Origin of the sequence: Vibrio pomeroyi (assembly GCF_024347595.1) — a bacterium.
In the GTDB taxonomy this organism is placed as follows: Bacteria; Pseudomonadota; Gammaproteobacteria; order Enterobacterales; family Vibrionaceae; genus Vibrio; species Vibrio pomeroyi.
Map to the genome: position 1 here is coordinate 1875442 of NZ_AP025506.1, position 26593 is coordinate 1902034.

Here is a 26593-nt window from a genome sequence, read left to right on the forward strand (position 1 = left end):
ATTATTGAACTACATCATTGATATCTAGACTATTCTTTTGAAACGCCAGCAAGTTCCATCAACGCATCGTGATCTTCGATAGTGATATATTTGCCTTTAACGCTCAAGATGTCTGCTTTTTGGAAACGACCTAAAAGACGGCTGATTGTTTCAACAGTCAAACCAAGGTAGTTACCAATATCGCCACGAGTCATCGTTAGGCGGAACTCGCGTGGGCTGAAGCCACGTTGAGAGAAGCGAGTAGAAAGGTTGTAAAGGAATGCAGCAAGACGCTCTTCCGCGTTCTTCTTAGAAAGAAGCAGAATCATTTCTTGGTCACCTTTAATCTCGTTACTCATCAGGCGCATAATTTGCTGACGCAATTTAGGCATTTTTCCTGATAGGTCATCGAGAATCTCATATGGGATTTCACATACCATAGAAGTTTCTAGTGCTTGTGCGAAACTAGGGTGTAGGTCACCAGTAATCGCATCGAAGCCAACAAGATCGCCCGCTAGGTGGAATGCAGTAATCTGCTCATCACCTTGCTCGGTAATCGTGTAGCTCTTGATCGTTCCAGAGCGAATAGCATATAGAGATTTAAGCTCGTCACCGGCTTTAAATAACTCTTGGCCTTTTTGAATAGGCTTTTTTCTCTCAATGATCTGATCAAGTTGATCGAGTTCAGATTCATTCAAAGTAAACGGAATACAGAGCTGGCTAATACTACAATCCTGGCAATGGATTGCACAGCCGCCAGACTGAACACGTTTCGTCACAGGCTTTTCAGAAATCATAACAATCTTTCACTATTTGATATACGTCAATATTTTAGCATTCCTTTATCCAGTTGGGTAGTAAAAAAACCGGATTTAAAGAATGGCTATACGGTATAAATAATGAGCTGCAATGCCATATAACCGGTATAGAAACCGTAAATGAGGATTAAAATTGCGCCTAGTTGGCGAAATAAGTCAGCTTGTTGCAGTTTCTTGAGGAAATTAGCGCCCATACCAACCGTCAGCATCGCTGGAAGCGTCCCTAAACCGAAGGCAAGCATGATACCTGCTCCGTTGTACCAACTTCCCGATACCGCAGCCCATGTGAGCATTGAGTAAACAAGGCCACATGGAAGCCAACCCCAGATAAAACCAAAAGGTAGGGCGTGACTTGGATGCTTCAAAGGTAGAAATGATTTACCCATAGGCGAGATATAACGCCAAAGCTTCTGGCCGACTTTTTCAAAGAACAACAAGCCAAACCACCATTTGCCAATGTATAAACCTAAGATGATCATAAAGACAGCAGCAAATAGACGCAGCCAACCGAGCAAGGCATTAAAATCGCTGAGCTGGCTAATCGAAGAGATTGCTCCGCCTATCACGCCACCAATCACGGCATAGCTTAATAAGCGTCCAAGGTTATAAAGGACAGGGATAACAGGGGAAGGTTTGGCATTACCGATCGAAAGAAGCGACGCGATACCACCACACATTCCCATGCAGTGTCCCGCGCCGATCAATCCAACAACAAAAGCTCCGATCCAATCAGGCGTCATCATTCTTTTTATCTAAGTTAGGTTGGCTTTCTGTATTGGTTTTTTCATTCTTAGCAGGTTTGCTGTCTGAATGGTTGTGAGCCTTTTCGTCTTCATCAAACAGAATGTTGTGGCCTTGGCGCTCAAGGTCTTCAAACTGTTCGCTCTTAACGGCCCATAGAAAGATACCGACAGCGATACACACAAGTACGATCGCGATTGGAATGAGTATGTATAAACTTTCCATTATTTACCTTGCTCTTTTAAAAGCCTTAACGAGTTAGACACAACAATAATAGAGCTAGCAGACATGCCTACAACGGCAATGTAAGGAGCAACCAAACCGGCGACAGCCAATGGAAGGATAAGTAGGTTATATCCCAATGACCATGCTAGGTTTTCGCGGATTATCTTACGCGTTTTTAGCGCCAAAGTACGCGACTTCAGTAATCTATCGAGTTTGTCACCCAATAACACCATATCTGCAGAAGCTTTGGCCACGTCAGTACCGCCGCCCATTGCGACAGAAAGGTGAGCCCCCGCAAGAATAGGGGCATCGTTAATTCCATCGCCAACCATCATTGTGATGTCACTTGCGTCTCTAGAGTTGAGGTAAGCCAGCTTGTCTTCTGGTTTTGCGTTCGCAACGATATCGGTAATGCCAATCTCGTCAGCAACAGGCTTCGCGTTAATCAGCGAGTCACCAGTCAGCAAAGTGGTTTTGATACCCGCTTCTTTGAATTGCTTAATGAACTCGATGCTTTCTTTGCGAATCGGGTCTTCATAAGTAAAAGTCGCGATATGGCGGCCAGCTAAAGACAGGTAGATACCATTACTTTCGGAAGGTTGAGATTCACCAAGAATGAACTCACTACTACCAATTGCTACTTCTTGACCATTCCACTCACCAGTAATGCCCGAGCCAATCACGTTGTTAACCGATTCTACTTCGATATCATCAGAAACATAGCTCTTGAATGCTTTAGCAATAGGGTGGTTCGCGTGTTGTTCAAGGCTTGCTGCAACTTGTAAGCATGTCTCTTTATCAAGCTCTGAGAAGGTTTCAACTTGGCTGATACGAATATCACCCTCAGTCAATGTGCCCGTCTTATCGATGATTAAGTGGTTCACTTTACACAAGGTCTCAAATACGTGGCCTTTACGCAGCAAAATACCAAAGTTACCCATACGAGAGGTTGAACAAGTAATCGCAGTCGGTGTAGCAAGCGATAGAGCACACGGACAAGTCGCCACAAGTACCGAAAGCATGATCCAAAACGCGTCTTCTGGGCGCGTCTGGTGCCAGTAAAACCAAGTGCCGAACGAGATAACCAGAATCACAGCAACAAAGTATCGAGCGACCACATCCGCAATTTCTGCGATGCGAGGCTTAGACAATTGCGCTTCATCTTGCAGACGTACGATATTGGAAATCACTGAATCTGCTTTAGACGTCATCACTTCCAATTCAAACGATTCATCACCATTCAATGTACCCGCAAAGACGGTATCGCCTTCATTCTTAACCACATGAATAGATTCGCCAGTCAGCATAGATTCATCGATGTGGATTCGGCCAGACAGCACTTTGCCATCCGCAGGAATGTGTTCACCGGGTAGAACACGAATCTGGTCGCCGACCTTTAAGGTTTTCACTGGGACTTGTTCGCCATCGAGCGTTGTCGCCATAGCAGGGACGAGCTTAAGCAGGTTACCACTTGCTGCTGCCGCTTTACGACGTGCGCGCATTTCAAGGAAACGACCAAGCAACAGGAAGAAGGTGAACATCGAAATCGATTCAAAGAACACTTCGCCTTTTTCTGTCACGGTTGCAACCAAACTCGCCACGTAGGCAAACAAGAGAGCAATCGAAACAGGTACATCCATACCTAACGTTCGGCCTTTGATGCTGCGCCAGGCATTGATATAGAAAGGCAACGCAGAGTAGAGCAGAACCGGTGTCGCGAAGATCAAGCTGACCCAACGGAAGTAGTTTTTAAACTCAGGCTCAAGATTACCAAACACTTCAAGGTAGAGCGCTACTGCCAGCATCATCACCTGCATGGTTGCTAGGCCAGCGACACCAAGGCGATACAAGTAGTTCTTCATTGAGCGGTGGTAAGCCGCTTCTTGTTGGTCTGCCTCGAAGGGCGCCGCTTTGTAGCCTAGAGTATGGATTGCCGATAACAACTCGCTCAATTTAACTTCCGTGTTGTCCCAGCTAAGTAGGGCACGGTTAGTGGTGGTATTCACACGAATGCTACCAACACCTTGTTTTGAAGAGACTTGTTTTTCAATAAGCCATGCACAGGCGGCACAAGAGACACCTTCTAGTGACAATGTCACTTCAGAGGTGTTTTCGGAGTTACGAACGAATTCTAATTGAACATCTTCATTGTCGTAATGACTGAGTGCCAGCAGTTGCTCTGGCACTAGATCAGCTTTTTCAGCAGGAGCGGTGCGATATTGGTAGTAAGAAACCAAACCGCTATCAACGATTGTCTGGGCTACGGTTTCGCAACCCGGACAACACATCTTACGAGTCGATCCTAAGATCTCTACTTTAAAATCCGTTTCCGCTGGTACATCTTCACCGCAGTGATAACAGGATTCACACATAAGCTTTAGTTCGTTAGTTGAGTAGGAGTTTCAATAGGGAAGTTCATACGACCTTGCACTAACCATTCTGAATCGTGCGGAGACAGCTCGATAAACCATGGACCTTGCATTTCGTGGTCTAGAGTCAAGGTGTAATTGCCGCTCGCATCTGCAGTCAGCAGTTGAGTGAAATCGCGGTCAGGCAGCGTTCTGTGGACGAACATCGCGCTAATAGCAGGGAAGTGCTCAAGTTTACCTTTGTCTAGAGTAATGATAACTGAGTTACCTTTCTCGTTAACTAAAGCTGACAAGCCTAATTCTTTAGCGATGTTTACTTTCGAAATATCGACATTAATGCCTTTTCCTTTTTTATAGTAATCCTCAGTCACTAGGTCTACAGAGTTCTGTGTAAACACAATAACCGTCATGATGGTCCAAATAACTACTGTTGCTGGCAACGCGATTAAGAACCACGGCCAAAACTGTTTATACCAAGGCTTTACCATAAAAAATATCTCAAAAAAGAATAAAAAGAAGGGGTTATAAAATAAAGGAAAGACAGCCTCTTAGAAAGAGGCTGTTATTGAAATGTTACTTATTATCCGAGTTGCTTAAGCTCCACACGTAAGATGAAACCAGTTGTACTTTGTCTTCGCCTAGAATGTCTTTCCAAGCAGGCATTACGCCAGAACGTCCGTACATAACTGTTTCAGTTACATCTGCGCGAGAATCGCCAAACAACCAATCGCGGTCAGTGAGGTCAGGAGCGCCAACAGCAGGGTTACCCTTACCGTCAGTACCGTGACACGCTGCACACACTACAAAGCGAGCTTTACCCGCTTCCGCTTCACGTGCGTTTACGCTACGACCAGAAAGGCTAAGAGTGTAGCTAACTACTTCTTTTACGCCTTCTTCGCCAAGCGCGTCTTTCCAACCTGGCATTTGACCAACACGACCGTGCATAACTGTTGTTACGATAGCCTCAGGTTCGCCGCCATATAGCCATGCATCGTCAGTTAGGTTAGGGAAACCTTTCTGACCACGTGCATCAGAGCCGTGACACTGAGAACAGTTTTGCAAGAATAAACGTTGACCCACTTTGATTGCGTCAGCATCTGATGCAATGTCGGGGATTGAACGTAAACCGTTTTCGTCGTGAGCAAGCTTTCTGAATGCTTCACCGAAGTAGGTGTCTGCATCATCAAGCTCTTTCGCGTACGCATCTAACTGTTTGTTTGCTTGCGCAGCAGCAATTGCAGAGCGAGACTCTTCAATGCTACGAACTTCTTGGTTTGAACTCGTCCAACCTAGTAGACCTTTAAAGTTGCCAAGGCCTGGGTATAGAGCAAGGTAAACCGCTGCAAAAACAATCGTACTGATGAAAAGGTATGTCCACCATTTTGGTAGTGGGTTGTTAAGCTCACGAATACCATCGTATTCATGGCCCATATCATGACCTTCTTCAACGCCTGTTTTGTCTTTAAAACACCAACGAAGTAAGACAGCACAACCAATTAGGGTACCAATCGTAATCGCACTAACCCAGATACTCCAGAATGTACTCATTACTTTGTCACTCCTTCATTTTTAGAACTTGTTGCTGGCTCGTCATCAGCAAACACTAGGTTCGCGTCTTCGTCGAAACGTGATTTACGGTTTTTGCCATATGCCCACCAAACGATGCCGATGAAGCAAGCAAAAACAGTCACAGTCCAAACACTTTGAAATGTAATAATGTCCATAATTATTCCTTATTTCATTGCGTGGCCAAGCGATTGAAGGTAAGCGATGATTGCATCCATCTCTGTTTTTCCTTCAACATCTTGTTTAGCGTTAGCAATTTGTTCGTCTGTGTAAGGAACACCAAATTGATTACGGAAGAGTTCAAGCTTCTGTTGAGTCAATTTGCCATCAAGTACATTCTCAGCAAGCCATGGGAAACCAGGCATGTTTGATTCAGGAACAAGTTCACGAGGGTCGATAAGGTGAACACGGTGCCACTCATCAGAGTAACGATCACCAACACGTGCTAGATCAGGACCAGTACGCTTAGAGCCCCATAGGAATGGGTGTTCCCAAACGCTTTCGCCAGCTACAGAGTAGTGGCCGTAACGTTCAGTCTCAGAGCGGAAAGGACGAATCATTTGGCTGTGACATACGTTACAACCTTCACGAATATAGATATCACGACCTTCCATTTCCAGAGCAGAGTAAACGCGTAGGTTTTCTACAGGTTCAGTCGTCTGCTTTTGGAAGATAAGAGGGGTAATTTCTACTAAAGCACCAAAACTGATAGCAATAACGATCAAGATCGCTAGTAGGCCAACGTTCTTCTCTACCAACTCATGGCGATTATTTGAATTTGAGCTCATTCTAAATCTCCTTAAGCCGGTTGAGCGATAGCTTTAAGGCTATCTTTAGGTGCAGAAACAGTTTTGTACGTGTTGTATGCCATTAAGAACATACCAGATAGGAAGATGAAACCACCTAGGAAACGTACAAAGTAGAACGGGTAAGACGCTTCTACAGATTCAACGAAGCTGTAAGTTAATGTACCGTCAGAGTTAACTGCACGCCACATCAGACCTTGCATCACACCAGAGATCCACATTGCAACAATGTAGAAAACCGTACCAATCGTTGCTAACCAGAAGTGAACATTGATTAGAGATACAGAGTACATACGCTCTTGACCAAATAGTTTAGGAACTAAGTGGTAAACCGAACCGATAGAAACCATTGCAACCCAACCTAACGCACCAGAGTGAACGTGACCGATAGTCCAGTCCGTGTAGTGAGATAGTGCGTTAACCGTTTTGATTGCCATCATTGGGCCTTCGAAAGTCGACATGCCGTAGAATGATAGAGAAACGATTAGGAAACGTAGGATTGGGTCATAGCGAAGCTTATGCCACGCGCCAGATAGAGTCATAATACCGTTGATCATGCCACCCCAAGAAGGAGCAAACAGAACCAAAGACATAACCATACCTAGAGACTGAGTCCAGTCAGGAAGTGCAGTGTAGTGTAGGTGGTGAGGACCAGCCCAGATATACAGAGACACAAGAGCCCAGAAGTGAACGATCGACAAACGGTAAGAATAAACAGGGCGACCAGCTTGTTTAGGAACGAAGTAGTACATCATACCTAGGAAACCAGCTGTCAATAGGAAGCCTACCGCATTGTGTCCGTACCACCATTGCACCATTGCATCAATTGCACCTGAGTAAATCGAGTACGATTTAAACGCAGATACAGGAACAGCCAGGCTGTTAACGATGTGCAACACGGCAACCGTGATGATGAAGGCTCCGAAGAACCAGTTTGCTACGTAAATGTGCGATGTTTTACGCTTAATCATAGTTCCGAAGAACACGACCGCATAAGCTACCCACACAAGAGTAATAGCAATATCGATTGGCCATTCTAGTTCTGCGTATTCTTTACCAGAGGTCAAACCTAACGGTAAAGTAATTGCAGCGGACAGGATAATCGCTTGCCAACCCCAAAAGGTAAAGGCTACGAGAGGGCCACCAAAGAGACGCGTCTGACAGGTACGTTGCACAACATAATATGATGTTGCAAACAGCGCACTTGTACCGAACGCAAAAATAACCGCATTAGTATGCAGGGGACGTAAACGACTGTACGTCAACCACGGCGTATCAAAGTTTAGCTGTGGCCAAACTAATTGAGCGGCAATCAAAACACCAACGCCCATACCGACAATACCCCACAAAATTGTAACGAGGGTAAATTGACGGACGACCGTATAGTTGTAGTTTTGTTCAAGCTGCTTTTCTTGGCTCATTTGCATGCTTCCAATTTCTTATTTACTACACTTTACTTCCAACACGACTCACGTCGTAATGCCACCCAAATTAGAAAAGGAAATGCAGCCTATTCAGGGCTTTATTTCCACTTGCTGATTTTAAAAAAAAGTGGCATTTTCAACGCGACACTATACTTGAATTAACAAATCAATGACAGAGTAGTAACCTTACGCTTGGTCTGGAATTGGATTTTTATTTAAAAACTTTGAACTTTGTAACAAGGAGTAAAGATTATAATGGCGGCACAAAAGCTAACAAAAGGCAGGCTTGTTCAAATTATCGTCATGTTGGTTATTTTAATAGCTGCATTTACTTGGAGAACAGTAACATACGATAATAACGAAACAGTAAACTGTATAGTTTCAAAACCTTGTGAATTTAGTATTGATAATCATAATGTTTTAATTTCAGACGATAACCTAGGCTATTCGATCGAAACATCTAAAACTGGCAAGTTTATCATTAGCTACAATGAAAGCGGAATTTTGGAAGAGAAAGGGCCTTCAAATTGGCTGTTACAAACCGATGATAATAGCTCCTCAATAACAGTTACATTTCCACAACAGATAAGCACGTTTTCTGTAAACCTCTCTAAAGAGTAAGAGAGCGAAAACTTGGACACACCTCGGCGCTTTTGATAGAAATATGTACCAAATCAGTGAAACACAATGCATTAAAGTGTTATAAAGACAACATTAATAAAGTTTCCAGAAATCTATGAAATTTCTATCAAAAGTCTCTTATTCGCTAGACGATAAAATCGCGGTAGATGAGTTGCTCAATGGGGTCGAAAACCCTGACAATATTGCCTGTCTTATTTGTTACTGCACAGAAGAGTACTCCACGCTCGCTGTGCAGAGATATTTCGTAGATGCTCTCCCAAACACTCCTATCCATGGCTGTACCACTTGTCACGGTATCATGACTGAAACGGGGTTCCATTCAGGCCCGGTAATTGGCGTCCTCATCATTTATGACTCAGGCATCAACGCCTATGGCACGGGAATCGAGCACTTTGGCAAGTCTATAGAACAAAGCACCTTCAGCGCGATAGATAGAGCACTTATAAACGCCAACCGTGAAGGTGAAATCCCCGATCTTATCTTATTGCATTCCACACCCGGGAACGAAGAGAAGGTGATGGCAGCCATCGATAACAAGTTCGGTACCGAGGTACCTATTATCGGAGGCAGTGCCGCGGACAATCAGGTTTCTGGAAATTGGAGCATCTTTACCGAGGAGTCACTCTCTATCAATGGTGTGTCTTTAACCGTCGTATTTGCATCCCAGTCTATCTATTCCTCATTCAGTGCTGGTCACACACCAACGCGTTATTCAGGCACCGTGACCAAAGTACGAAACAGAATATTATTAGAAATAGATCATAGGCCTGCAGTCACTGTTTATAACGAATGGACAAACTTCCATTTAGGTGGCAGCGATGATGGCTATATCTTTGAAAAGTCGTCTGTTTATCCATTGGGCAGAAAGGTCGGTTCGTCTTACGACTACCCATATTTCAAGCTGTCTCACTCGATTAGAGAAACAGAATGCAATGGGATTGAGCTCTTCACGGACATCAGTGAAGGCGACACCATCTATTTAATGCAAGGCTCTAAGCAACAGTTAATAAGCCGTGCCGCTAATATCATTCATTCTTCTTATTACAACGATATGGATCTTGAAGAGAAGCTCGGAGCAATCAACATCTTTTGCGCGGGCCCAATGCTCAACCTAAAGCAAGACATGGATGAAGTTTGTGACCAAATAAATCAAGCACTTAATGGGCTTCCATACATATGTCCATTCACTTTTGGTGAACAAGGCAGGCTTTCTGGTGGTGAGAACGCACACGGAAACTTAATGGTGTCGTCAGCAACGTTTTATAGGTTAAAGAAGTAATGGGATCGGAAGGTCAAGAAGCGCTACAAGAAGCACGTATTGAACTGCAAAAACTGAAAGCCCGTGAGCGAAAACTGGCTGAAGAGAATAGGGTGATCTTATCAACCATCTCTGCAATCAGTAAGGCGAGTAATATCTCCGAGATCTTCTCTAGTCTTGAGTTCGTGCTCAAAAAGTACATTAAGTTTGATGACTTTATCGTGGTATCAAGGGTAGGGAACGAAGGCAGTTTCAAGACCCTGTTAACCAATAACAAAGTCTTCGAACAAATGAACTGGACAGATTGCGGTAAACTATCTCGAGTCATCAATGGAGAATGCGCCATCCTTTTTGAACCCAAATCACTGGGTGAATTCAACTCTTTGCATCCCATTGTTCTCGACCAGATTAACTCCGTTCTAATTACCGGAATTGATAGCGGGCTCACACAGTCCGTGATCATCTTTATCCACTCCAATACCAAACATTTCAGTATTGAAACCAAAGCGACGCTTAACCGTTTTAGACCTCTAATTGAACGTGCGGTTTTCGATATTGAAAACAAAGAAAAGCTTGAAGCCACAGTTCGAGAACGCACCGCAGAGCTAGTCACAGCAAGGAAAGATGCAGAAAGAGCCAACAAGGCTAAGTCTGAATTCCTAGCCATGATGAGTCATGAATTAAGAACTCCTTTGAACGCGATTATAGGCCTAATCGATACTCTAAAATCGACATCACTCAACGAAGAACAACAGTCTATACTGCTTAATATGAGTACATCATCTGAATTACTATTAGCGATCATCAGCGACGTATTGGACTTTTCAAAAATTGAGTCTGGGTGTTTCTCGTTGTCGCCTCAATGGAGTAACGTAAGAGACACTGTAACGTTTGTTTTATCTGAACAAAAGAAGACGGCAGACGATAAAGGATTAGCACTAACCGTAACCAGCGATATCCCTGAAGGTGAACTTCATTACCTTGACCCAAGCCGTTTGGCACAGATCTTATTTAATCTGATTGGCAACGCGATTAAGTTCACTGAGCAAGGACATGTTCATGTGTCTATCAAATACCAGCAAAGCTCGTTCTATATAACGGTAGAAGACACTGGGATTGGCATTAGCTCGCAGCAACTTGCTTCTTTGTTCAGTCCATTTGTTCAAGCCGACAGCACGATCACACGACGATTTGGTGGTACTGGTTTAGGCTTGGCTATCACTAAACGACTTGTTGAACTGATGCGTGGACGTATATCTGTAGAGAGTGAACCAGGAAAAGGCTCTAGATTTGAAGTACAGTTACCAGTGCTAACTAGAGTAACAAACAATCTCTCTGAGGATGTACAAGATGACTGTACGCGAGAGCTAAGAAGCCGATACTCAGTTTTGGTCGTTGAAGACAACCCAACGAATCAAATGGTGATTAAGTTAATCCTAACAAGACAAGGCCACGAGGTTTTCATTGCAAGTAATGGTGAAGAAGCAATTGGCTTCATTGAAAGAGGCAACGATTCAATAGACATTATCCTAATGGACGTATCAATGCCGGTCATGGATGGATTGACCACAACCAAATACATGAGAGAAGCCAACATCCAAACACCAATCGTCGCGCTAACAGCACACACATCAGTAGAAGACAGATTTTCATGTTTAGATGTCGGTATGAATGATTTCGTTACCAAACCAGTAAGAACCAAAGAGATCACAGAAGCTATTGATCGATTAATGCTAGAGATCTAATAAACGTATTCTTAATCGAAGATTAGGAAATATGTTTATTAGGTATTTTATGGTAAATAGCCTTACTGTTAAATAGAACGCTAAATCAGACCAGAAACAAGAGGCAGGGCATCATATAAAGATACCTGCCTTACAAACACCAAACTCAATTTAACATAATATACATAATACGCAGTTGGCTAGTGCTTTATTTGGGGTGGCTGCCATCAGTGCTAATCCTGCGCAAGTCATTGAAATCGCTTTTAATCCTAGCCCGTTGTACTTTTTTGCAATGTGTTCCCACATCTGTTTAATCTCTGGATTTTCGTTGCGGTCAGCGTGACAACCAAGCAATGCAATCTCAGGGTCAATACCTGAGTTCTCAGCCAAGAAAACTGCTTCTGAATCAGTAAGTTGGCGAACACCTTTTCTAATTTTACTTATCTTCGGTGGATCAAGGTTCAAGTCGTGTGCAACTTGCTTGTCTTGTATGTAGTTTTTCGCCTTTTTGTAGGCATTAATTAATTCTGATGAGTACATTTGGCACCTCCATTTTGTTCATTGTAGCTGCAAAGTTGCCATAAATCGCATCTTGTAATTGCCATTGGTCGCAACTAGGATTGCCACATATCGCAACTCAACCTGCTTTGGTTGATTAATTATGGTGGCTTCTATGTTCCAAGTTGAATCTATTGAATACGGCTCTGTTTTGAAATCTGAACACGTTAGCTTCTCTAACTATCCAGATTTTACACACGCGTCTGTGTCTCTTCATAACTCACCATTAGAAATCTGCTTTGAGTTCTTAGCTAGCGAACTTGAGTTTGGCCAACGCACTATTGGCGAAGAACTTTTTCATACTGTGTCGTTTGCCAGCTCTCAAGCTAGTTGCTCTGACGCTTTCACTTTCACGTTTGATAACGACCAAGAGCTTGAACAGTTCTGCTCGTTCTACGGTTTGGAGCGTTAATCATGAATACCTCATCGGCTCTAGTCATTACTGTTCAAACCAAGTCAGGCACTCGCTTCTTTTGCGGTTTTGGTAAACGTCAGCATGTTAAAACGGCTTGGCATATTGCGGGTTCAAAGTTCTTCACGTCCGAAGCTCTTTCAGATGATGTTCGTGAAGTTTGCGACATCCTTACATCTAAAGGAAAAACGTTTTCTGTTCACGTTGTTAAAGGCCTGCTTGAAGAGCCTTTAGATCTCGCAACTCCTTTGTTTGTTGGTAAATAATCATGGATTCTATCTACTTCGACAACGAACCCAATCATGGTATCAACGCCTATTTTCCTTGGGGTCATAACTTCTTTAAGACTCAGCGCGAGTTCTTCCAGTTCATGGAGGTTCATTACGGCATGGTGTCATTTCAGATTGTCGAAATCACTGATGAGAACTATCAAGAGCTTTTGGTTAAGGGCGTGTTCCATGCCATCTAAAAAACCACATAAGTTTCATGATGAGATTCGTCCGGTTCAAGTGGATCACTTAGCGTTTTCGTTTTCGTACGGCTCGCTTAGACATTTGGACAGCTCGAACGAACAAGACTTTATCAACATGCAGTTTCCTGAGTTTAAAAAGCAAAGCGTCAACGGCCGCCTTAACTCACCTGAAGCTATAGAGAAATCAATTGAGTTACACCGTAACAAATGTCGTAAGGTTTTGGCTGATAGGTTTGATGAGTTCATGTCTAGAGTCTTTAACTTCCGCATATCTCCTATGCGTGGCCGTGGCTTACATGGTTATGAGGATTCGATGGTGATTTACGATTCTACGGGAACGGTTGAATGTGGCTTGGTTGGTGTTGGCGGCAACAACGATACGGTCTACGTGCAAATCAATGGTACGGGTTGCGCTAAGTTGTTCGACTTCACCACACACAAAAAGGTGCACTGGTGGCTGTCACTTTTAGGTATCACTCGCCTAGCCCGTTTAGATCTCTGCGTGGATGACTACACCGGAATCTTTGACTGTAAGTATGCTGAGAAATGTTTTTATGAGGGAGCATTTCGCACTGCTTCTCGTGGTCGCGGTCCCACAATGGTTCCTCATAAGCGCGTTTCACAATCCGGTGAATTGTCAGAGGAAGCCGTTCTTGTTGGCTCTCGTACCTCTGCAATCTATTGGCGCGTGTACAACAAGAAGTTTGAGCAAAACATCGCTGACCCTGAAGTAATTTGGTACCGCAATGAAGTGGAATTGAAGAAGTGCGATCTGGCACTACTCGCCTCGCCTGCTTCGGCCTTTGCTGGTCTATGTGACTTCTCGGCCAGTATCGACCCTGCTGAACCAATGAAGATTGAACTTAACAAAAAGAAAGCAGGACTTGAGTTCTTTGCTCGTATTGCTTGGGTTCGTCGTCAATGTGGTAAGGCACTCTCTGAAGTTATAGCAATGACAGATGGTGACTTGGGTGAAGCCTTTGGAATGCTCATTCCTACGCATCATAGACGTGCAAACTTTGAAACCTCGTTAGGCATTCCTGACGAATACACTAAACAGAAAATCGAAATTTTGGAGTCAAGAATATGCCTACAATAACTGGTATTGCTATCAAGCGTTTCCCTAAATCTAATATGGAGTTCGCTGAGCTGTCTGTCCTACGTGCCGTAGAAGAAGTTGATAACGAGAAGTTTCAGCAAACGGGCATCGGCTTCTCAACTGATATCCCTTATAACAAGCAAGCACTGAAAATTGATGTTGCCTATGCTCGTCAACTTATCCAATCACGCGCTTTTGTCGCTAACCGTGACTACGAACTGAGCTTTGGTGCTAACCCAAATGATCCACTCGATATCTTGGTAAACAAGCTTGTTCCTGTCGATGAAGAAGTCAAAAAGCACTTCGATAACTTTATGAAAGCTAACAAGGCTTAACAATGAACTGCATTACGACCACTCAACAAGGTTACTTAAGAACGTCAACTGACTTTGATTGTCAGCTCGTAATGCTTAGCGACACTGAATACAACAATTTAGTCTCTGCGTCTCAGTCTTTGAACATCGACAGTGAGCTCTATACCGCTGTTTCAGGTTGGATTTTATTATCTTTCGTTTCTGGCCATGTGCTAGGACGAATCTTAAAAACTCTTGGCAAAGGCTAAGGGTCAACTTTTAGTAACACACTCTTAAAAAAGGAAATATCATGAAAAAACGTCTATTGGTTCTAGGTTCTACTGCATTTGTATCTGCTTCTTCATTTGCTGATAATACTGCAATCACAACGGCTATCAACGAAGCTGTAACGACTGGTCAATCTAACTACGGTTTGGTTGTGGTTGGTCTTATCGGTCTTGCTGCGATTGGCTTTGGTCTTCGCGCTATCATGAACTCTATGGGGAACTAATGGGAGACATTGTCTCTCAAGTCGTAACCGTCCTGTTTGGGGTGGTTATGGCTATGTCATTCGTATATGGCGTATATACGGGTATTAATGCCTCCTAGTTTGGGGGCGTTTTCTTATCTGGGGTTTTACAGTGAAACAATATCAAAAATACCTCTCTCTTCTTCTCGTCCTTGTCGCTTTCAATTCCAACGCTTTGCAGTGTGGTGCGGGTGAAGTTGAGGTTGATGGCGTTTGTGTTAGCTCATGTAAGATACTAGAGGGTACGGGAAAAAATCTAACTTGGGACTCTTATGTCTGGGGTGATAATCCTCGCTCTTATTGCATTGGTGATCGTTCTACTGGTGCTGCTTGTAACATGGTTCCTAGTTCTGTGTCTGTTTCTGTTGAAGCGGGACGTTGGACTAACAAGTTTTATTACACGGGCTCTTCTTGTGACTTTGACCAAATCAACCGCTATTCAGGTGACGTTCCTGAGCTCTTTCCATTTGAAGGTGATGTTAACCAAAATGGCGTTCAAGATGATTTAGAAGATTGGGATGGCGATGGCATTAAAAACGGTGAAGACCCTAACCCTTATAGCAATGACAACCAGGTTACGGATTCTGATGGTAATAATGTTCCTGATAATTTAGACGAGTTTTATGAACGTCTAGAAGAAGCACAAACTATTAATAATTGTTTTGTTGACGATGATAATAGAGATTGTCTCCATTACCGTTATGTGATGGATAATTTGAATGATAATAACTCTAAATTAATAGGAATAGTTTCTGATTTAAGTAGACGTAATTTAACCAAAGAAGATTTTAATCGAGCGATTGCCGAGCTGATTAATACTCAAAAGACTAACGACTTATCTTTTGCTCACAAAATAGATTCTTTGACTGCTGCTCAAGGTGGTTTGGAAAACACCGTTAGAGAAAGTGTTTGGGCAGCAAGGCAAGATATAAAAAATCGTTTGGACGACCGTTATAACCAGACGTTTTACAGGTTTGATGATTTGGAAGAATTAATCAACTCTAATGGAGGCGGCTCTGGTGGTGAAGGAGGTCTGACTAAAGACCAAAATGACTGGCTTCTTGAGGCTTACCGAAGCAGCTTGTTTAATGAAGTAACGGTTAAGCAGCTTATGCAAGGTCAAGACAGTGAGCGTAAGATGATGACTGGTATGCATTACGCGGTTATTGACGCTATTGAATCTTCCGGCTCTGGCTCTGGTCTTACTGACCAACAAAAAACTCAATTAAGAAATGCAGCAAAAGCAAATGCTAATAATAAATTACTAAAAACCCTAGCTTCTGACACTTCTGATATCAAAGAAAAGGTTTCAAGCAATAACGCTATGATTGATGGCCTTTACTACGAGTTTGAAGATGTTAATTCAAAAATAGATTCCTTGGGCTCTCCTGATTTATCTGGTGTCGAGTCCAGTATTTCTGCTCTATCAGACAAAATCGACGGCCTTGAAACGGGTGATATGTCTGGGGTTGAAGGTAAGATTGACGAACTAATCAACGGCATCACTAACAATAATAACTTCGCTGAACCTAGCTCTGGTTTCAATGGCGAAGGGTTTATTGTCACTCCAGACCAAATTGCTGAAGTTCAAAACGAAGTCATAGAAATCAAACAAGAAATGACCGATGAATTTGAAAAGTTCAAAGCGTTATTCTCTATCGATACCAGCTCTTTCAACAACGGTACTTACAAAGAGCACTCCTTAAATCTCAATGTTAACCATGCTGAACGCTCTTTCAAATCGGGTGTGTTATCTGCCCTACTCGATAACGCCACACTCATCTCAGCTGTTGTGATGTTCTTGTTTGTTTTATCTGGAATCAGAATGTTAGGTAAGGATTAGTTATGGATTACATCTACTCTTTTATTGATTGGATTAGCTTACAGATGTCATTCATCACTGACTTCTTTAAAGCTATCCCCCAAATGACGCTAGACCTCTTTTCATACATTCAGATTTTTATGATTAAGATGAAGTTAAAAGCGGAATTGGAGTTTATCAAGCTCTCTTACAACTCGGCTCAAATCCTCTTAAAAGAGATCGGCTTTAACGACATTTTGTCCAAAGCTTTTAATGCTTTGCCTGACGAGTTGCGATTCTATGCGTTTAAGTTTGGCGTCCCTCAAGGCCTTGCCGTCTGGGCTAACTTCTTCACTACCGCTTTAGTAATGAGGCTCTCTAGATAATGGCTATTACCATAAGAACGGGGGCTAACGGCTCTTACAAATCTGCATACACGGCTTACTTCTCTATCTATCAAGCTCTAAAAGCAGGTAGAACGGTTGTAACTAACATCGAGGGTATGCAGCCTTTAAACGTCATTGAAGAGCGATTTAATATCCAGTTTCCTAGCACCGCTAAACTCTTTCGTATTAGCTCTAGGGACGAATCTGGCGTTCACCTATGGACACACTTTTTCTGTTGGTGCCCTATTGGCGCTCTGATTGTTATAGATGAATGTCAGGATATCTTCTCTAAAAACGTGGGCTTCGATATACGTAAAGTGAAGTACAAACCTTTGTCTGACTTCATCACCCAATCGCCTCGTGACGGTTTATTACCGAAAGACTATGAGCGCTTTTTCAATTCTCGTTACACCCCTGCGAACATGGACGAATTACAAGATTCTGAAATCGATGATAGAGGCATTGCTGAGTACGATTCAGAAGGCAGAATTATCTATCCTCACAGCTTCAATGAAGGATTCATGAGGCACCGAAAGTATGATTGGGATATCGAGTTACTTTCACCTGACTGGAAGCAAATCGATTCAGGAATCAAGGCATGTGCAAACCAAAATTTCTTTCATAAGGGACGCGATCAGTTTTTCTGGACGAAACGAAATCCTTATATCTTGAAGCATGACAAATCGGTATCAACACCAGTCATTCCCAAAAAGAAGGACGTTAACTTAACCAACCAAAAAATCCCTCTAGACTCTTTCCTACTTTACAAATCTACGGGGACAGGCAGCGCCAAACAACAACTCGCTATGAATACGCTTTTTCGTAGTCCTAAAGCTATTTTGGTTTTCCTTTTATCCATATTCTGTTTCGGGTACATAATCTATGACTTATCCAATCGTTATTTTGAAACTACTGAGACGGTGGAGGAAGCGGGACAAGCAACGTCTTCAGCTCCCGTTCCTAAGCAAAGTGAAACACTACCTAGCAAAAATAGTGAAGATTCTGGGGATGTATCTTCTAGTGGGGATAGCAGTAAAGGCACTGACAAAGATAGCCTTTCTCATGTTCCTATAGCTGAGGTGCTTCCTTTTGAGGGAATTAAGAAAGCGTTTGTAACGGGTGTGAACTTCGCGATTAAAAACGGTTCTATTGAACGTCATGTTAGCATCGAGGTGGAAGCGCTCGATGGTTTCTACTCTGTAAACGAACACTTCCTAAAAGCTTACGACATTACGTTTGACCGGATTGATGATTGCTTGTTGAAGCTGAACAGAGGCCAGCTGTCGAAGTTGATAACATGTAAGCCATACGCAGCTGCCGCGGCCACTTTGCCAGAAGTGAGTCGAGCTGATGTCAGTTTGTTTTAACTAGCCCCGCAGGGATAAGAGAGTGCGAAGCGCGAACGAGGCACCGAGCCACACCGTAGAGGTTATTAGTCCGCATGTCTTAACTGGCGAGTGTTTCTAACTGCCAATGCCAATCTAAGTAGCACCCTGCCTCATCCTGCCAGAATCGCTCTTTAAGGCCTTACCACATCGGTAAGGCTTTTTTGTGTTCACTAGCTTTCTTTAAGATCATTTGAGTGTCGAAAAGGATCTCTATTCAGTGCTGACGGACAACAAGTGAGGACGACGAAGACTGAGGAGGACGAGCGCGGAGGGAGGAAGCCAACCCCCGTGTTGTATCACGGGGGTAAATTCGACGTACCTATCAGCACTCACACAACTCTGCTCTAGCTGCAAGCTTGCGCGCTAGATAGCACATAGAATGATTGTATAATTTAGATTCAACCACCTAATTTATAGGGATAAATTGCTGTTGGTACATAAGAATTATTAGTAGAATTAAACCCATATTAAGCTAGTGACTAACAAACCTTTCAACTAATGCTTTGCTGAATAGTCGGCTGTAATTGAATGTTGTTTGAGGTCTGAATAATTGCGTGATTTATATCATAATTACAATAGGCAAATTTAAATGAACAACCTGAAAACAAGAGAATGGCTATTCATCTTACTAATAGTTATTTTAATACAATTTATCGTTCAAGCTTCAGCTTGGCTATATGGAGATAATCAAGGGGCACTAGGTTATTTGTCTTTTGCCGGAACAGCGATTTCAATCATATTAGCTATACTGGCGATAATGTATTCCTTTTTGCAATCAGCATCCCAAGAGCAATCAGCCGCGAATATTCATGCCCAAGTGGGTAAATTGGTTGGTGTAGTTGAAAACATAGAGATTAGTAAAGAGCAATTATCAGGCACGCTCGAGCATCTATCGTGTGTTAGTAATAAGTTAGATGAATCACTTGCTCACCAAGGTTTACTACATAAGGAAGTAACGAACTTATCTAATTTGTTTGTTGACTTCAATGGCTCAAAAAGCAGTGAAGGCCCTAACTCTTACTCTCAACCATTTCAACATGGCTTTAATGGACTTTCTATGATGTTAGTGTTTATCCATTATGCTGAAAAACTCGGGTACTCAACAAAAGAAGCATCTGAGAAGTTAATTAAGCCAATTACTCAAAAATTAGGTGATTACGAGGACGGGTCTCTTGAATTGATAAACGTATATAATAGAGGTTCACTGATGGCCACGACTCAATTTTTAGCTGCTTTAGACTGCATTGAGTTTGGCGAAGATCTTACATTCTCTTCACACCCTAGCTTTTTAAATGAATGCAATAGATTTATAAATGAATGTAAGTTAAATAGGTCTGACGATAGTCCTGTCGCAAAAGCTATAAAAGAGTGTGAGAAAATGCTTGAAAACAAAAGCTCATAAGCACCCATGAAAAATGAAACCCAGCACCTTTTACATTAAAGTTGGGTTTCATTCCCTCTCACACCTTTGATTAAACTTACGCCTTAATTTTAGCGATCGCTCTAGCTATTCCAAGAAGATGTGTCGAAGTCTTTATCTCTAACTCAGATTGAATCCCTAACAGCGCAATCCCTGCCAAAATTTGTTGCGGCCTCACGACTTGCCCCGTAGGCAGCTCCATCCTGTCGTATAACATTTTGAACTGCTCCCAGTCTTCACTAATGCTTAGTTCCCGACCTTTGGCCATTCTCATGAGCCTTTTACACTCTGGAGGTATTGGGTTTCCTTCATCCCAACCTGTGACTGTTCTCACAGATTTAAAACACAGTTCAGCGACCTCTTCTTTCGTCATTTGGCACTCTAACTCTCGAAAAATGTAATTCTTACTCATTTCGCGATACTTCAATGATAAAACCTCTAAATACAAGAGGTTGCACTGATTCAAGGAGATATGCACGATTGAACATAAGCAGACATAATACGCAGTGATTGTATGTGAAATCTGAGGGGTTTCAGTGCCTTAGTCCTTACGGATTTTGCACACAACGCCGGATTAAGTCCTTAATGTCGTTAGTTTTATGGATTTTAGCTGCACGTTTATGCGCGTTGCGTTTGATATTGTTGGCTATACTTGGTTTTCGTGTCTTTGATTTTTACGCTGACGTGTCGCCGTTTCCAGAGACTTTCTACTACAAACACACTTTATGAGGAGGAAAAAAACTTTGCGCCCTTATCTTAATTTTTGAAGGAGATCACATGATCACGCCACACTTTGCGGATCTCGTGCATCATCACTTTGATGGTATCCACATGGCCATCGCACCATGATCGGTCATGGTCAAATTGATGTCCGAGTCACTCACGCCCGACATCATCACGCCGGTATTATCGCCACCCACCGCAGCACTACTGCTGGAGAAGTTCTTACAAAAGCCCTTCTCTGAGTTCGTAGATTACCTACCTAAAGACTTTTCAGAACTGTTCTATTCTCGTTGGCTTCCAGTTGACCCTGATTCGTTTGAAGTGGGTGACGTTGATGATTGCGAACGAACCCAACTCGATGAAAATAACAGACTGCTCTACCCGTTCGACTTCTACGGTGCATTCATGCGACATAGAAAATACCAATGGGATATTGTCATGCTTACACCTGATTACACCGCAATCCCCACTTGGTTAAAAGGGTGTGCCGGTGAAGCTTATTCTCACCGCTCCACAGATACTTTCTTTCGAAGTCGTAAGCCTAGGATTTTTAACCATTCTCCAAAATCAACTAAGACAGCTCCTTCCACTAAGGCCGACATGGCCAGTAGTACAACCAAAAAGATTCCTGTTGATGTGTTCGCGCTTTATCAGTCCACAGGAACCGGAGGCTTTAACGCAACTAAACCCGATATCTCGGTTTTGAAGTCTCCTAAATTTATTCTTGCGATCCTTATCGGTGTCGTGGCCATTGGCAAATTTCTATGGGATTTATCTTATGTACTATCTGATTCTGATGTGGGTGAAGTTCAAACGGTTGATGCGCCAGCTGCCGTTCCCAACTCGCCTACTCTATCTACTCCGGCTAACGTTCCAGTATCTGAAAATGTTCCTATCCAAGATGGGAAAAGTTCTGTTTGTGTGGGTTCTAGCAATGCTACTTCTCAAGCTTCTGCTGAAAGTCTTCCTGATGCTGTGAATCCTTTCTTTGATGCTTTTCCAGTATTCAACGGCTCTACAGCGGTCTATCTTACGTCAGTAAATAGAACGGTTTATCCAAAGGGGTTTGGTGAGTATTCTGATTTTGTCTTTAGGATAGATAAAGGTGTAGACACCTTTTATATACGCTCGGCTATATTGAACCGCTACGGCTACCGCTTCGAATTGATTGATGATTGTTTGATTCAAGTGCGTTCTAAATCAGTGTCTAGGGTTTTAACATGTCCACCTACATCGAGTGGCGTTGCTATCGCTTCTGAAAGCAACGACTTGATGAATGGTAGAGTTGAAGACGTACAAAGGTCTGTTGATATCTTCAGTATGTAAGGTTCGAAATGTACCGAGTCATAATATCGATTTCGTTTTGACTGAGCATTTGATTCTTTTGTCTAAGAGGTTAGTTAAAAAGCATCACACTTTATTGTTAGAATTTAATAGGTTGACTAGAGGAACTAACAATGGCGAAATTAGGATATTGTACAATCAGTAACTTAACACTTTCCACAAAGAGCAAAGGAAGCATTCAAGAAATTCGCGATATAATGAGCCACGGCGATTTACTTAGTAGCGCTGTTTCAATGGTTCCTGTGTATCAAATATTTTTTGGGACGCCTTCGATTCGAAATGCAGCGTTCGAAGGAGCTATTTCAATCAGGGAATATGATTGGGAATTGTGGGGAGATGCAATGATGGCAACTAACAAGATAACGAAACACAAGGTATCGCAGGCTGCTGGAGGAATGATGATCATGACATCAGGGAAAGAACAACAATTTTGGAGATGTGTTTATGAGTCAGCACTATAAAGCTCTAGCTTTATTGGGAAGCACCCTTTTATTAGGCGGCTGCGCTACCAGTCCTGATAGGCTAGATTACTTGGTCGATTGGGATCAAAAATGGCAACAATGTGATGCAGAAATGAAAAATTCTAACGCACAGTTCCCTTCGTCAAAGTGGTTCCAGTCACTTAAAGTCGATGAACAAAAACATGTGTTAGTTTATTTACATAATCTAAAGCTATATGAATGTAGTGAGTTTGAAGCAGAATCTCTTAAGAAAGTTTTGGACAGCGAAGAGATTGTTTCTCTTCAGAACTTACTACAAGGCTTTATTTTCTTTGAGCCACCGAGTAAAGAATCGGTTGAAAGTTTGGATCAAATTGAACTTGAACAACTTGCCAAAGATGTTCAATTGTTCGACTTGCGTAAAGCGGCTGAACAATTGGGATACCTTTAAATTTTAACTCGTAAAACAGTAACGCTTATTGGTGCACAAGCCCCGCAGGGATAAGGGCACTCGATACAGTTGTTGGGGGTGACTTCCCCAAATGCCCGAAAAGCAGTGAAGCGTAGCTGACTTGATGAAACCACTACACTAGCCCTTCACATTGCCAAGATCACCCTAGCAGAGCCTCACAGCATTAGTGGGGCTTTCTGCTACTGCAACCCATCTAACTAACAACTCTTTCTATTCTGCTCACAGCTTCGCGTGAGTCGTGAGAGCTGAACAGCGAGCGCGACGCTGTGGGCAGCAACCCCCGTGTTGTATCACGGGGGTAAATTCGACCTATTTATCAGCACCTATAAAGCCCAGCTTTAGTTGCAAGCTTACGCGCTAGATCTTGCCGTAGTGATTATAATTTTACATTCATTAATTCAACTATTTGATATGTAGCTATATGCGGTTGTTAATACATCAAAATTTATAGTATATTTATGCAATTAAACGACTACAAAATTTTTAGAGAAATTGAATAATGAGTGAACTGAGCATTTTAGAAGAAGCACATAAAAGGAAGGCATTGTTGTCTTACAAGTCTGACTCTTGTAAAGCTTTAAGCTCTTCATTGGTGGCAGCCTCAATTGCATGGTTTGGTCTATATCTCGCATATGCATTAAATACTGGTGATGTGATATTTCCCATTTTTGCTATAATAGGATGTGTTCTTCTACCGATTATGTCTTATGGATGGTACTCTAAGGGGAAATGGCATACAGCTGAAGTTGCAATTCTTGAAGCCCAGTTATCGAAAAACTAAGGAGTGGCTATGATTGAGAAAAACGTATTATTCTTGACTATTCCGTTTGTGGCTCTGCTAGTGGGATTTATATTTACCTTTATTAAGGTTTGGTACAAAAAATCTGAAAAAGAAGCTGACGAGTCTCGCATTACTGAAGAACTAGTCACTCAGTTGAGAGCTCAAAAAAAAGAACATACTCAAGGAACAGCTGAAAGCGATAAAGAGCTCAAGCAATCATTTGAAGACTTGCTAGCACAACAAACCCTAGCAAATGAAAAACTTTGGAAAGAGAAAGAAGATAGAATTAAACTCATGCTGAGTGGACTTGCTAAAACAGATATACACACACATAGCAGAGACCCATTTCTTTCAGTAAGCGCCTTTCCAAGTTATCTTTCGGAAACAAAAGCTGCTATGCAAATTCTCTCGCTCCAAACTCAACCTCAGCCTCAGCCTCAGCCTCTTTATTTTTACGGCGCAGCGAGTAATGTACGTAGAGTTAAAAGACCTAACAGGAACGTAAAATACTCAGCTTTAAAAGAAAACCAGTTCCCTACTGGTTAATACTGCTAACTGAACGCATAATCATAAAAAGCCGAACTCAATGAGTTCGGTTTTTTTTCTTTAATATGACCAGAAGGGTGGACTAGCTATTCTAAAAGGAGACTCTTTGTTCTAGTCACAACTTACCTTAATAGTGAGATTCACGTAATTTAAGTCCATGTTGTTGTGGCTTTGATCTCACGTTAGGACAATCATATTTTTATCATCCTATTTTTTGATGTTGGCTATCGCTCTAGCAAGTACAAGTAAATGTGTCGAAGTCTTAATCTCTAGTTCTGATTGAATTCGCAAAAGTGCAATCCCTGCTAAGATTTGTTGTGGCCTCACCACTTGGCCTGTCGGCAGCTCCATACTGTCGTATAACATTTTGAACTGCACCCAGTCGTCACAAACGCTAAGTTCTCTACCTTTCCATCCGCATTAGTCTTTTGCACTCGGGAGGTATTGGTTTTCCCTCATCCCAACCTGTGACTGTTCTCACAGTTTTAAAACACAGTTCAGCGACCTCTTCCTTGGTCATTTGGCACTCTAACTCTCGAAAAATGTAATTCTTGCTCATTTCGCGATACTTCAATGATAAAACCCCGAAATACGAGAGGTTGAACTGATTTTATAAGATATGCACCATTAAATATAATCAGACATAATACGCAATAATTGCATGTGAAATCTGAGAGATTTCAGTACCTTAGTCCTTAGGGATTTTGCGTAAAATGCCGGATTAAGTCCTTCATGTCGTTGGTTTTATGGCTTTTAGCTGCACGTTTATGCGCGTTGCGTTTGATATTGTTGGCTATACTTGGTTTTCGTGTCTCTGATTTTTACGCTGACTTGTCGCCGTTTCCAGAGACTTTCTACTACAAACACACCTATATGATCGTAAACTTATTAAATTAGTCCGGTCCGTCCAAGAAATCACTGAAACATCTTTGGTGAATATTGCCGAACCCTCATCAAAACTCGTTCTAAAAAAGCTCAATGCTCACTTAATATCTGAGTGTCTATGTCTGTAGAAACATAGCGTTCCTCTGGATAGCTTCAAGGTTCAAAGAAGCAGCCTTCACATTTAATTTCAGACTCCTCACACCTAAATACCTCAATGAGTACGTTAAGACCTGCGCATTTTGAAGCTATAAAGACTCCATTATCGAGTGAATCCGACACAACATAAAGCTCGTATATTCAATGCTGCCGAATGTTGGAACAAACTTGTTGCATACAAAAATGCCATGCTACACAGCCGTTTGGTTATAGAGATTCGACTGAAAGGTCTCATTATCGCAAAGCAAGACAACAGCTGTCGTCCCTACTTCATCTCTTGGCAGCAGGCGCTCATAACAACAAGATTCATTACCAGAGTCGAGTCAAAGTACAAATTAAATCATTCCAAAAAGCACCGTTTCCGACCTACCGGACCAAGCGATATCACTAAATAAGCAGCCAAAATAACCATATTGCATCCATGATATAAAATTAGTTGCAATTTTCATCTATACTCCGCGGCTGCATTAAAACGGAGCCTACAGTTTGCAAACTAATAACTATCAAAAACAAGCAATTATCCTGTTTTCACTACTAACAAGTGGCTCAGCGTTCGTTAGCGCGTACGGAATGTCAGCGAGTATTGATGAGCAAATAATTGCTTTTATGTCATCACTTGTCAGCTATATTGTCATCGTATCTCTGTTCTTAAGGTTCACTAACGTAGACGTGATTAGCTCTAAGTATCGTACCTTGATAGGCGTTAGTTTTGTTTGCACAACGATCCTTGAGAATATTTATCCAATGATATTGTTTAGAAGCGAAGCGCTAAAAACGGAGTACTATCTGATCTTCTCCATTCAGTTAGTAATAAGCATGTATATAGCTAACGTTACTATGGATGAAACCAATATAGACCAGCTCGGCAAGGGTTCTTGGTTAGATTTATTACTAATGAAGATAAAAAGACGACTAGATTCAAAAGCTGAAGCAACTCGCGTATATAAGAAGCTCCACCCAGTATTAGAAGTTCTTCTTGAGCAAGGTTATAGTCTTGATTCACCAGAAGTTACAACTATAGTCAACGTGTTAGGGGAACTACCGGCGTCAGAATCCAAACGAAATAACTTTGCCAACTTATATCTAATAAACGATTCTACTCTACGTAAGTTACCTCGAGATCCTTCTTACTTCGAAGGAACAGCTCTCTGGCATTAATAACGTCGATGCATAGGTATAATTCTAGCGACCTTCCAATCATCACGTGATACAAAATTAGCCGTTCTATTTAAGTGCGGCTTTAAAGTTAGTCGCTTACCTTCCTCTTTCCCTACTCGACTTCCACTTTATAGAATAACTTACTCTATCAATAAAGTTACGTTGTATCTTATTCGAA

31 protein-coding genes and 1 pseudogene are annotated in these 26593 nt (G+C 42.2%); 20 read left to right on the forward strand and 12 right to left on the reverse strand.

Annotated elements, in window-relative coordinates; genetic code table 11:
- Positions 1 to 29 precede the first annotated feature (29 nt).
- From OCV12_RS08495 to ccoN, 9 genes are all read right to left on the reverse strand, one after another.
- Positions 30 to 776, reverse strand: a complete 747-nt coding sequence (locus OCV12_RS08495) for an FNR family transcription factor (RefSeq protein ID WP_017632474.1) — start codon at positions 774 to 776, stop codon at positions 30 to 32.
- A gap of 86 nt (positions 777 to 862) precedes the next feature.
- Positions 863 to 1537, reverse strand: coding sequence for a sulfite exporter TauE/SafE family protein (locus tag OCV12_RS08500; RefSeq protein WP_261885945.1), 675 nt, complete (start codon positions 1535 to 1537; stop codon positions 863 to 865).
- Entirely contained in the window at positions 1527 to 1763 is a 237-nt protein-coding gene (gene ccoS / locus OCV12_RS08505) for a cbb3-type cytochrome oxidase assembly protein CcoS (protein WP_261884381.1), read from the reverse strand. The genes OCV12_RS08500 and ccoS overlap by 11 nt, the downstream gene beginning before the upstream one ends.
- A complete protein-coding gene (locus OCV12_RS08510; protein WP_261884382.1) occupies positions 1763 to 4135 on the reverse strand; it encodes a heavy metal translocating P-type ATPase in 2373 nt (790 codons plus the stop codon). Before OCV12_RS08510 ends, ccoS begins: the two co-directional genes overlap by 1 nt.
- A gap of 5 nt (positions 4136 to 4140) precedes the next feature.
- Positions 4141 to 4620, reverse strand: a complete 480-nt coding sequence (locus OCV12_RS08515; RefSeq protein WP_261884383.1) for a FixH family protein — start codon at positions 4618 to 4620, stop codon at positions 4141 to 4143.
- An 85-nt stretch (positions 4621 to 4705) separates the two neighbouring features.
- On the reverse strand, positions 4706 to 5680 hold the full coding sequence (ccoP, locus tag OCV12_RS08520; protein ID WP_086711456.1) for a cytochrome-c oxidase, cbb3-type subunit III: 975 nt from the start codon (positions 5678 to 5680) through the stop codon (positions 4706 to 4708).
- Positions 5680 to 5856 (reverse strand): CcoQ/FixQ family Cbb3-type cytochrome c oxidase assembly chaperone, encoded by a 177-nt coding sequence (locus tag OCV12_RS08525; RefSeq protein WP_004742291.1) that lies wholly within the window; start codon positions 5854 to 5856, stop codon positions 5680 to 5682. Before OCV12_RS08525 ends, ccoP begins: the two co-directional genes overlap by 1 nt.
- A gap of 9 nt (positions 5857 to 5865) precedes the next feature.
- Positions 5866 to 6486, reverse strand: a complete 621-nt coding sequence (gene ccoO, locus OCV12_RS08530) for a cytochrome-c oxidase, cbb3-type subunit II (protein ID WP_004742292.1) — start codon at positions 6484 to 6486, stop codon at positions 5866 to 5868.
- Between the two features lie 11 nt (positions 6487 to 6497).
- Positions 6498 to 7925 carry a cytochrome-c oxidase, cbb3-type subunit I gene (ccoN, locus tag OCV12_RS08535; protein WP_050645360.1) on the reverse strand — a complete coding sequence of 476 codons (1428 nt, stop codon included), beginning with the start codon at positions 7923 to 7925 and terminating at the stop codon, positions 6498 to 6500.
- Positions 7926 to 8183: 258 nt separating this feature from the next.
- Between ccoN and OCV12_RS08540 the strand changes: the two genes are divergently transcribed.
- The 3 genes from OCV12_RS08540 (at position 8184) to OCV12_RS08550 (ending at position 11573) form a co-directional block, all read left to right on the forward strand.
- A complete protein-coding gene (locus OCV12_RS08540; protein WP_176681178.1) occupies positions 8184 to 8549 on the forward strand; it encodes a hypothetical protein in 366 nt (121 codons plus the stop codon).
- A 115-nt stretch (positions 8550 to 8664) separates the two neighbouring features.
- Complete coding sequence (locus tag OCV12_RS08545) at positions 8665 to 9849, forward strand: FIST signal transduction protein (RefSeq protein ID WP_261884384.1); 1185 nt, start codon at positions 8665 to 8667, stop codon at positions 9847 to 9849.
- Complete coding sequence (locus tag OCV12_RS08550) at positions 9849 to 11573, forward strand: ATP-binding protein (protein ID WP_261884385.1); 1725 nt, start codon at positions 9849 to 9851, stop codon at positions 11571 to 11573. Before OCV12_RS08545 ends, OCV12_RS08550 begins: the two co-directional genes overlap by 1 nt.
- A 150-nt stretch (positions 11574 to 11723) precedes the next feature.
- Here OCV12_RS08550 and OCV12_RS08555 read toward each other — a convergent pair whose 3' ends face one another.
- Complete coding sequence (locus OCV12_RS08555) at positions 11724 to 12092, reverse strand: DUF3693 domain-containing protein (protein ID WP_146489735.1); 369 nt, start codon at positions 12090 to 12092, stop codon at positions 11724 to 11726.
- A 133-nt stretch (positions 12093 to 12225) separates the two neighbouring features.
- On the opposite strand from OCV12_RS08555, the gene OCV12_RS08560 reads away from it, so the two are divergent.
- The 11 genes from OCV12_RS08560 to OCV12_RS08610 all read left to right on the forward strand — a co-directional run bounded on the left by OCV12_RS08560 (position 12226) and on the right by OCV12_RS08610 (position 19892).
- The gene (locus OCV12_RS08560; protein ID WP_108091739.1) at positions 12226 to 12522 is read left to right on the forward strand and encodes a hypothetical protein; all 297 of its coding nucleotides are present in this window, start codon (positions 12226 to 12228) and stop codon (positions 12520 to 12522) included.
- A 2-nt stretch (positions 12523 to 12524) separates the two neighbouring features.
- Positions 12525 to 12788: a hypothetical protein gene (locus tag OCV12_RS08565; protein ID WP_065099872.1), complete on the forward strand. Its 264-nt coding sequence runs from the start codon at positions 12525 to 12527 to the stop codon at positions 12786 to 12788.
- A 2-nt stretch (positions 12789 to 12790) separates the two neighbouring features.
- Positions 12791 to 12991 carry a hypothetical protein gene (locus OCV12_RS08570; protein ID WP_020699819.1) on the forward strand — a complete coding sequence of 67 codons (201 nt, stop codon included), beginning with the start codon at positions 12791 to 12793 and terminating at the stop codon, positions 12989 to 12991.
- The gene (locus OCV12_RS08575; RefSeq protein ID WP_065099873.1) at positions 12981 to 14093 is read left to right on the forward strand and encodes a replication initiation factor domain-containing protein; all 1113 of its coding nucleotides are present in this window, start codon (positions 12981 to 12983) and stop codon (positions 14091 to 14093) included. The genes OCV12_RS08570 and OCV12_RS08575 overlap by 11 nt, the downstream gene beginning before the upstream one ends.
- Positions 14081 to 14428, forward strand: coding sequence for a DUF1293 family protein (locus OCV12_RS08580; RefSeq protein ID WP_261884386.1), 348 nt, complete (start codon positions 14081 to 14083; stop codon positions 14426 to 14428). The genes OCV12_RS08575 and OCV12_RS08580 overlap by 13 nt, the downstream gene beginning before the upstream one ends.
- Before the next feature lie 2 nt (positions 14429 to 14430).
- Positions 14431 to 14655, forward strand: a complete 225-nt coding sequence (locus OCV12_RS08585) for a hypothetical protein (protein WP_261884387.1) — start codon at positions 14431 to 14433, stop codon at positions 14653 to 14655.
- Positions 14656 to 14696: 41 nt separating this feature from the next.
- On the forward strand, positions 14697 to 14897 hold the full coding sequence (locus OCV12_RS08590; RefSeq protein ID WP_055319872.1) for a hypothetical protein: 201 nt from the start codon (positions 14697 to 14699) through the stop codon (positions 14895 to 14897).
- 130 nt (positions 14898 to 15027) lie between these two features.
- Positions 15028 to 16758 carry a hypothetical protein gene (locus OCV12_RS08595; protein WP_261884388.1) on the forward strand — a complete coding sequence of 577 codons (1731 nt, stop codon included), beginning with the start codon at positions 15028 to 15030 and terminating at the stop codon, positions 16756 to 16758.
- 2 nt (positions 16759 to 16760) lie between these two features.
- On the forward strand, positions 16761 to 17102 hold the full coding sequence (locus OCV12_RS08600; protein WP_055319869.1) for a hypothetical protein: 342 nt from the start codon (positions 16761 to 16763) through the stop codon (positions 17100 to 17102).
- Complete coding sequence (locus OCV12_RS08605; RefSeq protein ID WP_261884389.1) at positions 17102 to 18469, forward strand: zonular occludens toxin domain-containing protein; 1368 nt, start codon at positions 17102 to 17104, stop codon at positions 18467 to 18469. Before OCV12_RS08600 ends, OCV12_RS08605 begins: the two co-directional genes overlap by 1 nt.
- A gap of 610 nt (positions 18470 to 19079) precedes the next feature.
- On the forward strand, positions 19080 to 19892 hold the full coding sequence (locus OCV12_RS08610) for a hypothetical protein (RefSeq protein WP_261884390.1): 813 nt from the start codon (positions 19080 to 19082) through the stop codon (positions 19890 to 19892).
- A gap of 76 nt (positions 19893 to 19968) precedes the next feature.
- On the opposite strand, the gene OCV12_RS08615 is transcribed toward OCV12_RS08610, so the two are convergent.
- A complete protein-coding gene (locus OCV12_RS08615; RefSeq protein WP_261884391.1) occupies positions 19969 to 20337 on the reverse strand; it encodes a regulator in 369 nt (122 codons plus the stop codon).
- A 440-nt stretch (positions 20338 to 20777) separates the two neighbouring features.
- Between OCV12_RS08615 and OCV12_RS08620 the strand changes: the two genes are divergently transcribed.
- From OCV12_RS08620 to OCV12_RS08640, 5 genes are all read left to right on the forward strand, one after another.
- Complete coding sequence (locus OCV12_RS08620; protein WP_261884392.1) at positions 20778 to 21959, forward strand: zonular occludens toxin domain-containing protein; 1182 nt, start codon at positions 20778 to 20780, stop codon at positions 21957 to 21959.
- Positions 21960 to 22090: 131 nt separating this feature from the next.
- Positions 22091 to 22438 carry a hypothetical protein gene (locus tag OCV12_RS08625; protein WP_261884393.1) on the forward strand — a complete coding sequence of 116 codons (348 nt, stop codon included), beginning with the start codon at positions 22091 to 22093 and terminating at the stop codon, positions 22436 to 22438.
- A complete protein-coding gene (locus OCV12_RS08630; RefSeq protein ID WP_261884394.1) occupies positions 22422 to 22868 on the forward strand; it encodes a hypothetical protein in 447 nt (148 codons plus the stop codon). The genes OCV12_RS08625 and OCV12_RS08630 overlap by 17 nt, the downstream gene beginning before the upstream one ends.
- Before the next feature lie 520 nt (positions 22869 to 23388).
- Complete coding sequence (locus OCV12_RS08635) at positions 23389 to 23670, forward strand: hypothetical protein (RefSeq protein WP_261884395.1); 282 nt, start codon at positions 23389 to 23391, stop codon at positions 23668 to 23670.
- Positions 23671 to 23679: 9 nt separating this feature from the next.
- Positions 23680 to 24216 (forward strand): hypothetical protein, encoded by a 537-nt coding sequence (locus OCV12_RS08640; RefSeq protein WP_261884396.1) that lies wholly within the window; start codon positions 23680 to 23682, stop codon positions 24214 to 24216.
- 207 nt (positions 24217 to 24423) lie between these two features.
- On the opposite strand, the pseudogene OCV12_RS08645 reads toward OCV12_RS08640, so the two are convergent.
- Positions 24424 to 24790, reverse strand: a pseudogene (locus OCV12_RS08645) (regulator).
- A 953-nt stretch (positions 24791 to 25743) separates the two neighbouring features.
- Here OCV12_RS08645 and OCV12_RS08650 point away from each other — a divergent pair.
- On the forward strand, positions 25744 to 26415 hold the full coding sequence (locus OCV12_RS08650; protein WP_261884397.1) for a hypothetical protein: 672 nt from the start codon (positions 25744 to 25746) through the stop codon (positions 26413 to 26415).
- Positions 26416 to 26593 lie beyond the last annotated feature (178 nt).